The sequence below is a fragment of the Flavobacteriales bacterium genome (genome assembly GCA_021739695.1).
Taxonomy (GTDB): Bacteria; Bacteroidota; Bacteroidia; order UBA10329; family UBA10329; genus UBA10329.
Window position 1 is genome coordinate 19447 of record JAIPBM010000020.1, and the last position, 15912, is coordinate 35358.

A 15912-nucleotide genomic window follows, 5' to 3' on the forward strand; every position below is an offset into this window, starting at 1 on the left:
ATTTAATGGCTTGCCAGCACTTCGTTTGTACACGTTCAACTTTCAAGTAGGATATGCGCAAGTATCTTTGCAGGTTCCTATCCTGAATAATTGATGAATCGGATTGTTCCCTTTGCCGTACTTATTTTCTGTTGGTTCACAGCACAGACTGTTTCTGCGCAGGAACTTACACAGGTAATTCGTGGAGCAGTTTTAGATCAAGATTCAAAGATTCCACTCATCGGAGCAACGGTATTTATTATCGGTTCCGATCCAATTATTGGATCGTCAACTGATGTTGACGGAAGGTTTGAATTAAGAAATGTGACTGTTGGTAGGCACGATCTTCAAGTCCAATACTTGGGGTATGAGCCTAAATTGGTACAGCAGGTTGATGTAGGAAGCGCCAAGGAAGTGGTTCTGAAGATCGAGATGCTTGAATCGACCGCCCAATTGGCTGAAGTGGTTGTTTCTGTAAAGAAAGATCCAGCCAAGCCGACCAATGAAATGGCCTTGGTAAGTACAAGGTCGTTTTCGTTGGAGCAATCCGAACGCTTTGCTGCAAGCATGAACGACCCTGGAAGGATGGCACTATCGTTTGCCGGTGTCAATCTCACAGACGATATAACCAATTCAATTTCAGTTCGAGGAAATTCTCCCAAAGGGCTTCTTTGGCGCTTAGAAGGAATCGAGATTCCAGTTCCAAATCATTTCAATATTGAAGGTCTGTATGCAGGAAATGTTTCTATCCTTTCCAATAACCTGTTGGATAAAAGTGATTTCTCTACAGGCGCTTTTCCTGCCGAATATGGCAATGCCCTGTCTGGTGTGTACGACCTTAGATTGAGAACAGGCAATGATCAAAAACGGGAATACACGGTTCAAGTAGGCTTTCTTGGTATCGAAGCATCAGCAGAAGGTCCGTTTAAGAAAGGTAAGCGCGCTTCTTATCTCATCAACTACCGATACTCAACGCTTGGCCTATTTAAAGCTGCTGGTGCAAATCTTAGTGGAGACCTGAACACTGCATTTCAGGACATCAATATGAAAATCAACTTTCCTACTAAGAAATTCGGAACGTTTTCCATTTTCGGTGTAGGTGGCATAAGTGATGCAGGTTTTACTGCCCAACGAGATTCAACTAAATGGAAGGATGGTTGGGATATTAAACGGGTTGAACAAGATTACAAGAATCACTTTTTGGTTTCGGGAATTTCCCATCAGTTCATTATTAACGAACGAAATTATGTTCACACCACCTTGGCCTACACCCAATCTGGAAACAACCTGTTACATAGTTACTTGACCGATACAATGAAATTGCTCGATTACTGGCACTATAATGTCTATAATCGAGCAATTAGATTGGCCACTCAGTTCAATACTAAGTTCAGCGCAAAGCATAACCTAAGGTATGGCTTCAATTATAATCGACTGATATTTAAGTTGGAAGATCAGTGGTTAGAAGGATGGGGAAGTTCTTACAAAGCTGTTGGTAAGGCAGATTTTTATCAGCTATATGCGCAGCATCGCTATAGAATTAACGGCAATATCACGTTGATAGGTGGCATTCACATGAGTTACTTTGATGTGAATAAAAAGTTTGCATTCGAGCCAAGATTGGCGTTTGATTGGCGCTTTGCTCCAAAACACAAGCTATCGTTGGGTGTAGGTATGCACAGCAGGCAGGAAAGCCTAGCCTTTTATTTTGTTAAGGACGATAGTACTTCATCTAATATAAATCGATATCTCGATTTTAGTAGAGCGCTGCATGTAGTGTTGGGATACGATTTTCAAATACTTCATAATCTGAATCTTCATGCCGAGGTGTATTACCAATACCTCTACGGTATTCCAGTGAAGACAAAGCCCAATTCATATTCAACCATCAACGATAATGACGCTTTTCAGAAACGAAGATTGGTTAACAGCGGACTGGGAACCAATTATGGATTGGAATTGACCATCGAAAAAAGCTTCTCAAAGAACTATTATGTGCTTTACACGTCATCGCTTTACAATTCCCGGTATCAAGGTTCTGACAATATTTGGAGGAATACGCGATACAATGGAAATTACATTACAAGTCTAACTGCCGGCAAGGATTTCCGTGTCGGAAAAAAAGGAAAGAACGTAATAGGTTTGAATATCAAATTGTTTTATGCTGGTGGAAGAAGGATGACTCCGATTGATCTTCAGGCTTCTATCATAGCAGGTGAAGAGGTAGAAGATGAGAGCAAGATCATGGAAGGCCGCGTGTCTGATTATTTTAGACTAGATACGCGAATTCACTTTAAACAGAATCTTAAGCGAGTTGCATGGCAGGTTTCTATCGATATTCAAAACACGACCAATAGATTGAATGAGATAAATAGAAAGTACAATCCAGCTTCAAAATCGATCGAAGCCAAGTATCAGCAAGGGCTCATCCCTGTTCTGAAATTTCGTGTAGAACTTTAACCCAAGTACAATGTTTAGCATCGCTTTGTGTTGTTAAATTTGCACAATTCGACAAACGGTATTAAGGAACGGTAACTTCCGTAATTCCTTTTAAGTAAAGTAAGTGCATGAAGAAGAGAATGACATTGATTGTACTGGTTTTCTGCCTGATTAATATCACGGCAGTGGCACAACAACGAAGTGTAAGCGTTATTCACGATAACCAGATGTTCAACTATACAATTACCAGGTATAGTCCTCCTTGGGAGATTCAATCCGGAGAACAAAAAGATTCAAACGGAATGCTTTCAGAGAATGCGAAGCTTTTCAAACGAGTGGATGATGCGAAGGTTGATAACTTGAAAGGATTGCTTTATTCCAAAGGCTTTGTTCCTTCAGAGATCAAAAGCGTTAATGGACGATCAATGGAGGATTATTTGGCGAGGAAAAAACTCGTCATGCATTATCGTATTCAGTATAAGGAACACACCATTTTCATTGCACACCTCAACAGCAGTGCTACTCGGTCTGTAATTCCATTTAGGGTTGAGTCAGGAAAGTGGCTGCTTGATCCTGACTTCGTAGAATCAGATTTTTTCCATCTCATTGCCCAACCTTACTTTGACGTATTTACTGGAGTATTTAATGGTCAGCCTTTTTCTTACCTCGCGTTTGAAGAAGTTGATGCCAATGGAATCATTTACGATTATTCTGGTCGTGGAAGAAACGGGAAAACCAGCAAAACAAGCATTGTTGACGGGAGAATTGGAGGTGCATTAAAGTTGACAGATGATTCACGTCTTAATGTTAGTTTCATAGATGAATCAAGCCTAAAAGGTGATAGATTCTCAATTAGTGGACATCTCAACGTCATGGATGTTGTTTCAAATGCAGATCGGCAACGAGTCGTTTTTAAAGTTCAAAACGATCTTGGAATTGCGATAGAAGTGTATTTGGAAAATGGAAATATCAATGTAAGAACGGTGGGAGCGAAATCATTGTCTGTGCCATGTCCTAAAAAGGATCTTTGGTTTCATTTTGCAATCAAACAAGCAGGCAAGAAATTGTCGTTGGAGATTGATGGAGAAGAGTTGACGGCTACCACGATTAACGCGAGCGACCTCATGTATGGTTCAGTGCTAAGTTTTGGTGGAGAAAACTCGTTCAAAGGGTATTTGGATGAGTTGCTGATAGCCAAATAATTTGCTCTTAATTTGTGCCATGCAAAGGCACGTCCTCGTTATAATTGCCTCTTTCTTTTTGTTTTGCGCGCCAGTTTGGTCAGCTCAGTTATTGCCGTTTCAAGGCAATTTAAGTTCAGAAATTGAACAGGACTTCAAAAGTTTGGTGAACGCTTCCTTAAGTAGCGACCAAAATCAATTCGTCTTGGCTCGTAATCTGTTACGGCATGTGTCTAGTTCCAATTTGGCAACACAGGCTTGGTGTCGATTGATTTATGCTCACGTGCTGTTGGAGAACGATAGCATAATAAAAGCGCGTAAGATATTCGAAGACTCTTCTTCTGTTCATTGGAATGATCAGCCCATGTGGTTGCAGAGTTACAGAAGCTATGGATTGGGCCTTGCGGCCTTGTACAGCGGAGAATATTCCGTTGCCGGCAAACAGTTTCAAAGAACTTTGGTGTTGGCAGAAGATGTTCAGCAACTTCAACTCCTCGCCACTGAAGGATTAGCTGATAATTTGAGGTTTCAAGGTAAATTGGAACTGAGCATTAACCGCTGGTACGAAGCGCTTGATCTCGCTGAGGCATTAAAGGACTCATTGGCAATTTTTGACTCTTACCAAGGAAGAGGCGTGGTTCGATTGGTGAATGGAGAATTGGATCTTGCCGAGGAAGACATTAACGCATCTTTCAGCTATTTCAAACAAGTTGGTGCGAGGAAAAGAATTGCGTATTCATATTCGTTGCTTGGATTGATTGAATACCGTAAACGTAATTATCTTGAATCGATCGATCTAAATCTCAAAGGCTATAATCTCAGAGGTGAAATATCTGATACAAAAGGCCAAGGAGAAAGTCTCAATAACCTCGCATTGGCTTATATGGGTCTCAAGAATTGGAGCCAGGCACTTCGGTACTTGGAAGAAGCTGTTCAATTAAAAACCTCAGCTAACGACCTCACTCAAATGACGGTGATCTTCAACAATATCGGCCACTGTTTTAGAAAACTCGGAAATCGAAAAGATGCCTTGAAGTATTTCGAATTAGCGCTTGAAAAGGGAAAAGCCAATGGGCAATTAGGGGATATGGTTGTCTCGTACAGAAACATCATGAATCTATATGCCAGCGAGAAAGATTTCGAATCAGCGTTCAATGCACAATCTAAACTCGTTGCTCTGCAAGATAGTTTAAGCGAAATAGAGCGTAGCGAAGCAATGGCTGAAGTTGAGATTCGGTACAATACTGAGCAGAAAGAGCAAGAAATATTAATGCTTCAGCAGAAACAGACAATCATAACCAACAGATGGTTGACGCTGGCAATGGGACTTTTCTTAACGATCATCATCGGAATTTTATTTGCTGATAATCAAAAGAGGAAACACCGACAGCAGACACAATTGTTGGTAAAGGAGGATGAACTGCAGAAAGCAGAACTTAAGATCATGTCTGACCTGCTTGAGTACAATCAACGAAAGTTGAATCTCTACATGGAGAACATGTTGAAGAAAAATGAGATGGTTGTGCAGTTAGAGAGTTCGCTAAGAAGTGCAGTTGGTGGTTCGTTGGAGGACGAAGCTCATGGGAGAAAGCTAGTGGAGGATTTTTCTGCAGTACGTATTTTAACAGAAGATGACTGGCAAGAATTCAAAGAACTTTTTGACGGTGTTCATAAAGGAATGCTTGATCGTTTACTTCGGAGCTACGAGAATCTCACATTGGCTGAACAACGCCTTTTTCTACTGATGAAATTGAACTTGTCCACCAAGGAAATGGCTAATATTCTTGGTGTTTCTCCCGAATCAATTAAGAAGGGAAGGTATAGATTGAAGAAGAAAATTGGTATTGATGATGAGACATCACTCCAAGATTATGTGACGTCCTTTTGATTTCAGATCACGCATTGTCCACCTCATTGTCCACGGTAAAAATCTTGCTTGATCAAATTTTAACGCCATATTTGTTGCGTGATTCACGTAGACAATTGGTGATATGGACATTCAAGCTAATTACATCCACTTAGAACAGTTCAATCTGTTCGACAACATTCCTAGAAGTGTATTGGAAGAGGTATCGAATTTTACCACCCTTCGTTCACGACCTAAAAATTCCTATATCTATCATCCAGGCGATGAGAGTGAAGTACTGTTCATTCTTAAAGAAGGACGTGTTAAAGTTGGAAACTACTCAGATGATGGTCGTGAAGTGATAAAAGCGATCATCCAACCTGGAGAGTTGTTTGGAGAAATGGGTTTGGCAGGAGAAGAAAGACGTAACGAGTTCGCGATCACTATGAAAGAAGAGTGCTCTTTCTATATGATCTATGTTGCTGACCTACGTACTGTGATGCAAGGAAATGCGGAATTGAGCCTTCGATTGATTGATCGCATTGGGTCAAGGATCAGAAGAACGGAGAGTAGATTAGAATCAATCATATTTAAAGATTCACGTACTCGCGTAGTTGAGTTCATTAAGGAATTGGTAGATAAGGTAGGTCGGGTGTTTGGAGATGAAGTGCTCTTAGAGCATTTTCTAACACATCAAGATATTGCAAATCTTACAGGAACATCACGTCAATTCGTAACCAGCGTGCTGAACGAGTTGAAAAGAGATAAGATCATCAAATTTGATAGGAACACGATTTTAGTGTCGGATACCAAGGGGTTGGCCGCACTAACTTCAACTGGTCTGGCATAGCGAATGTAATAGGGGTTGGATTCGTTTTTGAGAATTTCTCTGTCAGGCCAAAGCCGCGAGCATCACTGCTCGCGGCTTTTTTATAAAGAAAAAGGTGCGTCCTGAGACGCACCTTCAACCAACAAACCGGATTCTTCTGAATTATTGGTGAGGAAACCTAAAAACCTCACCTATTTCATTTCCTGCCAAGGACAAAACCTATAAAAGTCCTTTCTAGTTCGGAGACCAATCCGAAAGTGGTGGCAGTATTTTAGAATCCAATAACTGTATATTTTAGAAGTCTGTTTCTTCAAGCCCAATAATGTAAGCTTGTTTTTCAAGATCAGCTTTTGTGATGTTGTTTTTAGCAGCTAGTTTCTCTGCGGTTGAAGCGTCAAGTTTTGCAGCTTCGTTACTCGATACAACTCCGAATGCGATAAGTACAGCGATCAATAATTCCATAGTTCCTTGTTTTTAATTGGGTTAGACTGAGGTTTTATATGGAAGCCGAGATGCTTTCGTTTGGTCGTTTATCGATACCTTAGTTTTTTATCGATAAACGACACAATACGCCTTGAAAGGACTTGAACACCTCCGCAGTATCCTATTTATGATGGATAAGAATGAGAGTGTTGCGTTGCGTAACTACCTCAATTGTTTTGAGTCTAGAAAGACCGGCCACAAGCCGAAATCGGTGATTTTACTGGACCTATTGGAGAAGTATGATGATGACGAAAAGGTCAATCAATTACTAAAGAAGAAGATACCATCTGAAGATGCTCGTAGAATGGTCATTTCTAGGCTAAGGGATAAGATGCTCGCTTCCTTATCGTTAGATATCAACCTTACACGAGAAGAGAATTATGACGAACAGGCACAAGCGAGGGCTAGTGTGATTCAGGGAAAACTACAAGGAGGACTCCTTTTAGGAAGAGGTCAACGGAAGCTTGGATTCTATGTGTTGGACAAAGCCATTCAGCAAGCTAAACACTATGAGTTTTATGATGACCTGGTTGATATGTTGTCTATGGAGCGTCAACTTATCAAAGCATTGATTGGTACCGATAAGGCATATTATAACTTGGATTCGCAGATAAGTAACTACGCAGTATGCCGCGATGCAGCGAATGTTGCGAAGAAATACTTTGAAGAGGTAACCATGAAATATGGTTTCAAAGGATTGAGTAGGGTTCCAACCGATAATGCACAGTTGGAATTCTTAAGTGAACGGATCGATCATTTACATCAACTTTTTGAAAAGACCAGTTCTGCTACGGTTGGTTACTATTATTATTTCCTGCTTGTTGAATTTCGGCAGTTGCAGAATAAATTGGAATCAGCATCAGAGTCGTTAGATATGTTGGTGCAGATACTTGAAAACAATCCAGCAATCAAGCGAAAGGTTCGATTGGCAAGTGTGTACGCCAACATGGGTGTAAATGAACTTTGGTTGCATCGTTTCGATGCTGCTGGTTCGCTCTTTGAAACCAGCCTCACTCATTTAAGGAAGAATACCAGGAACTATATGACCATTGCAGAACTCTTGTTCTATTCGCAGTTCTATTCGGGTAAGTTTGAAGCTGCGAAGGTTAGTTTGGAATCGTTGGTCGAAAGCAAACATGCGGATCAAAGCGAATTCCGAAGGGCGGTGAGAAATTACCTCTTGGCCTGTGTGGCTTTTGTGATGGGACAGTTCAAACTGGTCAACCGCTACTTGCTTGACAGTCAGTCTATAGGTCAAGATAAAGAAGGATGGAATATTGGTTCGCGTGTATTGAGCATCATGTTGGCCATTGAGCAACAGAAATTAGACTATGCAGATACGCTAGTGGTCAATTTGAGACAATTTGTGCGAGAGGGACTGAAGGGAGTTGATGTGCGCAAAAGAGATAAATTGGTGCTCGAGGTGTTGCTTGAACTTAGAAAGAAGAGCTATGACTTTGAGGAAGTTCGAAAAATAAAGCATGGAGTGCTAGAAGAACTCCATAAGGAAAATCATGAGTCTGGCTGGATGTTGCAAACACCCGAAATGGTTTGTTTCCACACTTGGTTTGATGATAAATTGAATGAACGTTCATACGTTCCGGTCTATACTAAAGACCATCTGTACCGAGAATTCATCGATCAAGAATAGTAATCAGACTGCTTTTAATTGCGTTTCGTCTATGTGGGGTTTTCATCGCATGGATTTCGCTGTTCGTCTATGATTTAAAGACTGTTGGTCTGTCAGAAAAGGCGTTTATAGAAAGGTTACAGTCGTTTATCTAGTTTTTTCACTGAGAATTATTGTGAATATTGGAATTCCTAAAACCCTTTATTTATAAGGCTTTTAGAGTGATAATGTAATTATTGACTGTTCGAATTTGCCGTATGTCTTGACACCCATTGTATAAAGACAGCCCACCTTTGGATCAACAAATCGGAATAACTGAAACAAAAACAAAAACATTCACCCCGCCAATCGGACTGACCACCGAGAAAGCACAAAACCTAAAATCATGAGCGTACTAAAGAATTTCAAAAAACTTAAAGCAGAAGGAAAGAAAATTGTTGTAGTAACTTCTTACGATTACTGGAGTGCTAAAATCCTTAACGAGACCAACGTAAACGGTATTTTAATTGGAGACTGCTCGTCAATGGTAATGCACGGACATGAGGACACGTTGAACTCAGATGTCGAAACGATTGCAATGCACACCAGAGCTGTAAGAAAAGGAGCTAAAGACAAATTTCTAATTGCTGCCATGCCTTTCATGAGCAACCGTAAAGGGATGAAAGAAACAATGGATAACGTTGAAATTCTGATCAAAGCAGGAGCTAACGCTCTTAAGATTGAAGGTGTTGATGGAAACGAAGCGTTGTATGCGCATCTTTCTTCATCAGGTATTCCTGCAATCGGACATATCGGCCTTACGCCATCTCACCACAATATGATCGGTGGATTCAAGGTTCAAGGTAAAAGCTACGAAGAAGAATTGGCAATTGTAGAAGATGCCAAGAAACTGGAAGCACTTGGATGTATTGCTGTTGTTCTAGAAGCTGTTCCTGAGCACGTTGGAGCTGCCGTAAGAGATGCAGTATCTATTCCAGTAGTTGGAGTAGGAGCAGGCCTAGAGGTTGATGGACAAGCACTTGTACTGCAGGATATGCTTGGATTCTCAACCGACTTCAAGCCAAAGTTCGTTAGAACATACATGTACGGTGCTGACCTTATCAAAGATGCTGTGAATCAGTTTGCTGCCGATGTGCACGCAGAATCGTTCCCATCTGCTAAGGAAACGTACGCTCCAGCAAAGCAACAATTGCTTAAAGTAGCGTAACACCATCACAAACCTATTAAAGACCTAGCTATGAAAACGTCATACCTAAAAGTTGTAAAAAGCCTTTCTCCGGAGATAGCATATCCAAACTTCAACTCCTTCATGGACAATCTGAACCAGCAGGAAATGGAATGGTACGCCACGTTCAGAAATCACGTAACCGATAAAATCGAGAACTATGATTTCGAAGAACTGACAGACGAAGGAATCAAAACACTTCTACCGGTTAGGACGCTTGCTGCCATGGCCATCATGAAAGAGGGATTTGGTTGGGGAGATGCACAGCTGATCAACGAATGCAAAAATGACCTCAGAGTACGTCATGCGCTTGCAATCAACGATTCAGGAGATGTACCAACTGTAAGCATGATGAACAAGTTCAGGTCTTTGCTACTAACGTTTGAAAGAAATACAGGAATCAACCTCATGTCAGAATTGATTGAGAAAGTTACTGCCGATAAAGGTCCGGTAATGAAACTCGGAGGTGGAAGAATAATGCTTTGGGCTATGCGAGTGGCCTAACAGGAAAAAGAGACTCGCGACCTACAAACCTGGAACTGGAACTCCAAACAAAAGGGCGTCAACGAAAGTTGACGCCCTTTTTGATTAGGAATATGATGAATTAGGGAAACTATGAACCTGCAAGTTTCTCTGTGCAATCGCAACCAAGTGCTTTTGCGTTAGCCACTGCTGCATTGTAATCGTCTTTATTGTCGTACTCATCTACGCAGAAGTCACTCGATATGCCTAATGGGCAATTATCGCATGAAGCACATTTTTTGCACGATGAGACTCCGAAAGCCATTATCATCAGCATTACAGGAATAAGTGTCTTTTTCATTGTTTTTAGGTTGAATTGTTTTGCCTTGCAAGGTTGTAAATTTAGTCGACCATCAAGCTTATCTCAGTTAAAACTAACTTATCTGAGAACAGTGACTGTTCCAACTTGGTGGTATTCGCCATTCTGGTCTATCATTCCATCCCAAAGATTACCATTGGCAAATATGGCATCAATACGCCAAACATAAGATCCTTGAGGAACTTGTTCTCCATCGTAAGTGCCATCCCAATATTCAGTAGGAGAACCCGCTTCTAGCTTGGTTGATTCCCAGAGGATATTTCCCCATTCATCGTAAACCATGCATCGATAATTTCCGAGCCCAGTTCCTTTGGGTTGAAATACGCGAACTTCAGAATTCGGGTCTTGTGGAATGATCGCGTTTGGAACGTAAAGTCCACCGAAAAACTCCACTGGAACATACATTTGAACGGTATCAACACAGCCATTTGCATCCTCAATTGCAAGTGTGATCAGCTTATTTCCGAATATGTCGTAGTTGTGAGTAGTGCTCTCACTTGTAGATGTTCCACCATCTCCAAAATCCCACCAACTTTTTACGTGTGGGGTAGAGGTGTTGTAAAACGCCACTGTTCCGTTAGCAATCGGGGTTGGAACGTTAGCATATTCGAATTGGGCAGTTGGATTTGGCCAAACGGTAACAAGATTGCTATAGTTCAGTGTATCAGCACATCCGCCTAAACCTTCAACAATTAGTTGAACGGAATAGCTACCAGGATTGTAGAAAATGTGTGTTGGATCGGTGAGTGATGATCCATCTGCATCGCTAAAATCCCAACTGTAGTTAATGGCATTCTCAGATAGATCGGTGAAGGTTACACTCCACGGTTCACATCCTGTAGGGAATGTAGATTCGAAACCTGCAATAACTGTCGGAAAGACCTCAAACAATTGGGTGCTGCTGTCTTGGCAACCATATTGGTTGGTAACTAACAATTCAATGTTGTACTGGCCAACCGTGTCAAAGATGGCAGTGCTGTTGAATGGCGTTTCGATAGTTCCATTATCATGATTCCATTGAAACTGATTTGCACCTGTAGATTGATTGAACAGGTTGACAGATGCAGGTGAGAAGCATGAAGAACTCGAGGTCATCTGAAATGCGCTTACAGGCAATGGATGAACGGTTATGGCACCGGATACGCCATCGGTACAACCTTGATCTGAGGTTACGGTGAGTGAGTAAACGTAGGTTTGACTATTTGCGTAAGTATGAGAAGGATGCTGATCTGTAGATGTGTTCGAATCACCAAAATTCCAACTCCATTCTGCAATGTTTCCTGAGTTGATTGAACTTGAATCTCCAAATTGAATTGCTTCGCCTAAACAGACGTTAGCCGCAGTTGCGACTGCATTTGGTAACGGAAATACTTCAACAGGTTGAGTGATGGTATCCGTGCAGCCACCAGTCGCAGTTACAATTAATGTTACCTGATAGACCGAATCTTGGAAATATGTGAGCGATGGATTCTGAAGTGTGGATGTCGTTCCCGTTCCTAAAGACCAGTTCCAATTAGTGATGGAGCCTGGACTGACTGTCGATTGATCTGTTAAGAATGTGGTCTCAAACAGGCAGGTATCGTTGGCAGAAAATGCAGCGTTCGGAGTTGGGTTTACCATCACCGTGCCAGTACCACTGCTTGAACAGCCTGATGAACTTTCCAAAACCAGTGAAACATCAAATGTGCCTGCGCTAGCGTAGGTGATGGAAGGATTAGTGTCTGTGCTCAACGATTCGGCAAGATCCCAACTCCAAGAAATGATGCTATCGGGAGAAGCAATAGTAGAGAAATCGGTGAACTGAGAGATTGTTCCAAAGCATACTTCATTCGCCACAAAACTTACCTGAGGAGCTGGATTTACGAATACTGTGATAGAATCACTGTTCTGGCATTGCCCTAAACTGATGGTCACTAAGTACGTTGTAGTTACAGATGGACTTGCTGAAGGGTTTGCCACACTCGGGTCGCTCAATCCTGTTGAAGGCGACCAGCTATACGAATCTCCGCCAGTAGCGCCTAACTGAACGGATTCAGACTCACAAATGGTTTGAGAAAGGCCAGCATCAACCGCCAGTGGGATGATTTCCAAGGTGTCGGCAGATTGGTAGATAAACGTACAACCGTTATCGTCCTCTAAGATCAACGTAGGTATGAACGAACCTGTTTCTGTGTACGTATGTGCAGTATTTGCTCCAGAACCTAAAAATCCGTCTCCAAAATCCCAAGTATACGTGGTCACGTTTTCCGCAATGGAAGCGAAGTTGATATCATATGGCGGACAACCAACAGAGTCTGGGAAAAACGTGAATTCGCCTGAAGGTCCTGAAAGTTCTATAAGTTCAGGTCTGAAAATCGTATCAGTACAACCGTTGGCATTGGTAACGACCAAGTAAACGGTATACATGCCAGATTGTGTGTAGATGTGAGATGGATTCTGAAGGTTGGAAGAACTTCCATCTCCAAAATTCCAGAACCATGAAACAGCATCAGTCGAGCTCAGGTCTGTGAATCCCACCAATAGAGGAGGGCAGAAGGCAAAGGTTGGAAAGGCAGAGAAATCAGCATCTGGATGCTGGATATTGATCAATTGAATCTCAGTCACTGAGCTATCGCAACCGTTCGTGTTGAACGCGGTGAGCGTAACGCTGTAGGTTCCTTCTGCACTATAACTGTGAATCGGGTCGGAGTCGGTTGAAGTGCTTCCATCACCGAAATTCCACAGGTAATTCACCGCGTTTCCAGTAGAATTATTGGTGAACGTGAACGGTTCTCCAATGCAGCCAGCCGTTACATCAACAGTAAATGAAGGCGATGGATACGGGATGTAATTGACCAGATCATCCAATTCGATGGTGTTGGTGCAACCTCCAATATCAGTTATGGTCAGAGATACATCATAAACTCCTGCGTTCGAGTAAACATGTAGTGGATTAGAAGAGGAAGATGTTGTTCCATCTCCAAAATCCCAAAGCCAAGTAGAAACAGTTCCGGGCGGATTCGTAAGGTCTGTAAACTGAACAGACAGTGTTTCGCAACCGAATGTGGTATCAACGCCAGCATTCACAACTGACCCCGTTACCGTAACAAGATTTGGCATTATGAGCGTGTCCTTACATCCATTGATGTCCGTTACAATTTGACTAACGGAGTATGTTCCGATATTGGAATAAGTGTGAGAAGGATTCTGCTGCGTTGAGTTTGGACTACTGCCAAATAACCATTTCCAGCTCACAGCTCCTGTACTTTCGTCCGTGAAATCAACCGTCAGTGGGCCGCAATCTTCCACATTGGATGCACTAAAACCAGCCTCAAGCCCCGTTACGAAAACTGTATCAGAATCAATTTCTGCACAACCTGCTGTGTCATTGTAGGTCCAAATTCGCATGATGTATTCTCCCACATCGGGAAAAGTCACTGTTATTGGATCTTGTGTACTTGTAGTTCCATCAGGTAATCTCCATTCCCAATCTGTGTAAAGGAATGATTCGTTGGTAAATGTGAAAGTATTTGGCTCATTGCAACTGAAAACGGTAGATAGGTTAGCCAATGGAGGGCTGACGTAGATAAGGTCGTCTACGATCAATGTGTCCGAGCAACCATTATTCAGCGTTATCAACGTGATGCTGAAATATCCTGTGTCAGCAAATTCGTGAATCGGATTTTCCTCTGTGGAACTGAGTTGGTCGCCAAAATCCCAGTACCAATCAGTTCCATTCTGGGAGTTATTCGTGAATGAAACCTCTTCTCCAGGACAAACAACTTGCGATACCTGTATGAAATCGGCAACAGGTGGTGTGTATACGAAAATATAGTTCGACCGAACTAAAGTGTCTGAGCAACCAAGATCATTTGTAATGATCAAACTCACATCAAAAATGCCAGTATCAGCGTAGGTGTAAGTAGGGTTTTGAAGGTTGGATGTTCCTCCATCACCAAAATCCCATTGGTAGTTCACAATTGGCGATCCTGAAATACTTGTATCTGTAAAATTCACCTCTAGCGGTTGGCAAAAACCGAATACATCAGGAAGGAAATCTGCTTGCGTAAGCGCTACATTGATAAAACTTGGTTTGCTCGCAGTACTGCTGCATCCATCACTGTTTGTGGTGGTCAGCGTTACATCATACGTTCCGTTTTCCGTGTAGATGTGAAGCGGATCTTGTTCTGTGGATGTGTTGACATCTCCAAAGTCCCAGAAGTAGCTTAAGGTCCCGTTTCCAATAGAACCGTTGGTAAATTGAACAGGGAATGGTGTTTCACAGCCACCAACAACATCGGCAGTGAAATCCGCAAAAGGAATTGAGCCAACGGTAATGTACGAGGTCTTGGTTTCTGTTCCTTGGCAAGAGGCGCTGTATGTTGCAGTCAATGAAACTTCGTAGTTGCCTGGTGTTGTGTACAAATGCGTTGGGAATTGGTCTGTAGAGGTAGCACCGTCTCCAAAATCCCAAGCCCAGCTAATTGGTGTTGAGGTAGATAGGTCAACAAACGAGACCTGCTCCCCTAAACATACCGTTGTATTGTTGGTTACGAAATCAATGGTCACATCATCTACAATTTGAATATAGGCCACTTCGAGCTGCGTGTCGCTACAACCGTATTCATCGGTCACTGTCAGGCTTACATCAAAATTGCCAGCAGCGGCATAAGTGTTATCGGGTGTCAAAAGAGTTGAAGTATTACCATCTCCAAAATCCCAAGCGTAAGTCAAATTTCCCGTTCCTCCAGACGATGTATTCGAAAACGAAACATCTGATGGGGGAAGGCAGCTTACGGTCGGGTTTCCCGTGAAGGCGGCTGTTGGCCTGATGTTGATGGATTCGACCACATCATTGAATGATTGATTGGATGAACAACCATTTGCATCTGTCAGGATCAATGTCACATCAAAGATCCCCGGAGTGGTGTATGTATGACTCGGGTTCTGTTGGGTTGAAGTTCCTCCATCTCCAAAATCCCAAGACCAAGTAGCAATGGGCGAATCGCCAGTAACAGACAGGTCAGAGAAATTGACCGTAAACGGATAGCACCCGATGCCTTGAGAAGGTGAAAGATTCGGAACCGGAGGTGTGAAAACCGTGATGTAGCTGGTTTTTGTTTCCGTGTCTGTGCCACCAGGCCCTGTGGCTGTTAATGTAATGGTATACGTTCCTGGTGTGATGTAACTGGCAGAAGGATTTTGAGATACGGATGTGTTGCCATTTCCAAGATTCCATTGATAGGTGAGTCCTGTTCCAGTGGAAAGATTCTGAAAGTTCACGATCAACGGACCGCAACCAGAAGTTACAGGCGCACTGAAATCTGCATTTACTTGAGCTTGCGTTGCTTCCGAAGCAACGAACACGAATAAGCAGAGCGCTAGTAGCACTCTATTCAACTGGTTTTCTATCATTCTTCTCATCTACCGTAAAGAGCTACGAAATAAGCGATTCAAAGTTCCTTAAAATCGCGAATTAC

At 42.2% G+C, this 15912-nt stretch carries 10 protein-coding genes; 7 read left to right on the plus strand and 3 right to left on the minus strand.

Annotated elements, in window-relative coordinates; all coding sequences use genetic code 11:
* The first annotated feature begins 93 nt into the window (after positions 1–93).
* The 4 genes from K9J17_12705 to K9J17_12720 all read left to right on the plus strand — a co-directional run bounded on the left by K9J17_12705 (position 94) and on the right by K9J17_12720 (position 6295).
* Positions 94–2439 (plus strand): carboxypeptidase-like regulatory domain-containing protein, encoded by a 2346-nt coding sequence (locus K9J17_12705; protein MCF8277586.1) that lies wholly within the window; start codon positions 94–96, stop codon positions 2437–2439.
* Between the two features lie 107 nt (positions 2440–2546).
* Positions 2547–3620 (plus strand): LamG domain-containing protein, encoded by a 1074-nt coding sequence (locus K9J17_12710; GenBank protein MCF8277587.1) that lies wholly within the window; start codon positions 2547–2549, stop codon positions 3618–3620.
* A gap of 184 nt (positions 3621–3804) precedes the next feature.
* Positions 3805–5487: a tetratricopeptide repeat protein gene (locus K9J17_12715; protein MCF8277588.1), complete on the plus strand. Its 1683-nt coding sequence runs from the start codon at positions 3805–3807 to the stop codon at positions 5485–5487.
* Between the two features lie 103 nt (positions 5488–5590).
* The gene (locus tag K9J17_12720) at positions 5591–6295 is read left to right on the plus strand and encodes a Crp/Fnr family transcriptional regulator (GenBank protein MCF8277589.1); all 705 of its coding nucleotides are present in this window, start codon (positions 5591–5593) and stop codon (positions 6293–6295) included.
* 273 nt (positions 6296–6568) lie between these two features.
* On the opposite strand, the gene K9J17_12725 is transcribed toward K9J17_12720, so the two are convergent.
* Positions 6569–6736 (minus strand): hypothetical protein, encoded by a 168-nt coding sequence (locus K9J17_12725; GenBank protein MCF8277590.1) that lies wholly within the window; start codon positions 6734–6736, stop codon positions 6569–6571.
* Between the two features lie 112 nt (positions 6737–6848).
* Here K9J17_12725 and K9J17_12730 point away from each other — a divergent pair, with 112 nt between their 5' ends.
* The 3 genes from K9J17_12730 to K9J17_12740 all read left to right on the plus strand — a co-directional run bounded on the left by K9J17_12730 (position 6849) and on the right by K9J17_12740 (position 10116).
* Complete coding sequence (locus K9J17_12730; GenBank protein ID MCF8277591.1) at positions 6849–8408, plus strand: hypothetical protein; 1560 nt, start codon at positions 6849–6851, stop codon at positions 8406–8408.
* A gap of 364 nt (positions 8409–8772) precedes the next feature.
* Positions 8773–9594: a 3-methyl-2-oxobutanoate hydroxymethyltransferase gene (panB, locus tag K9J17_12735; GenBank protein MCF8277592.1), complete on the plus strand. Its 822-nt coding sequence runs from the start codon at positions 8773–8775 to the stop codon at positions 9592–9594.
* Between the two features lie 30 nt (positions 9595–9624).
* Positions 9625–10116 (plus strand): transposase, encoded by a 492-nt coding sequence (locus tag K9J17_12740; protein ID MCF8277593.1) that lies wholly within the window; start codon positions 9625–9627, stop codon positions 10114–10116.
* Between the two features lie 109 nt (positions 10117–10225).
* Here the strand turns inward: K9J17_12740 and K9J17_12745 are convergent, their stop codons facing one another.
* A complete protein-coding gene (locus K9J17_12745) occupies positions 10226–10435 on the minus strand; it encodes a hypothetical protein (GenBank protein ID MCF8277594.1) in 210 nt (69 codons plus the stop codon).
* Positions 10436–10513: 78 nt separating this feature from the next.
* Complete coding sequence (locus K9J17_12750; protein MCF8277595.1) at positions 10514–15856, minus strand: PKD domain-containing protein; 5343 nt, start codon at positions 15854–15856, stop codon at positions 10514–10516.
* Positions 15857–15912: the final 56 nt, after the last annotated feature.

Excerpts from the sequence above, each read along its gene's own strand:
- K9J17_12705 (MCF8277586.1), top strand. The coding sequence starts at position 94 with ATGAATCGGATTGTTCCCTTTGCCGTACTTATTTTCTGTTGGTTCACA.
- K9J17_12710 (MCF8277587.1), top strand. The coding sequence starts at position 2,547 with ATGAAGAAGAGAATGACATTGATTGTACTGGTTTTCTGCCTGATTAAT.
- K9J17_12720 (MCF8277589.1), top strand. The coding sequence starts at position 5,591 with ATGGACATTCAAGCTAATTACATCCACTTAGAACAGTTCAATCTGTTC.
- K9J17_12725 (MCF8277590.1), bottom strand. The coding sequence starts at position 6,736 with ATGGAATTATTGATCGCTGTACTTATCGCATTCGGAGTTGTATCGAGT.
- panB (MCF8277592.1), top strand. The coding sequence starts at position 8,773 with ATGAGCGTACTAAAGAATTTCAAAAAACTTAAAGCAGAAGGAAAGAAA.
- K9J17_12740 (MCF8277593.1), top strand. The coding sequence starts at position 9,625 with ATGAAAACGTCATACCTAAAAGTTGTAAAAAGCCTTTCTCCGGAGATA.
- K9J17_12745 (MCF8277594.1), bottom strand. The coding sequence starts at position 10,435 with ATGAAAAAGACACTTATTCCTGTAATGCTGATGATAATGGCTTTCGGA.
- K9J17_12750 (MCF8277595.1), bottom strand. The coding sequence starts at position 15,856 with ATGAGAAGAATGATAGAAAACCAGTTGAATAGAGTGCTACTAGCGCTC.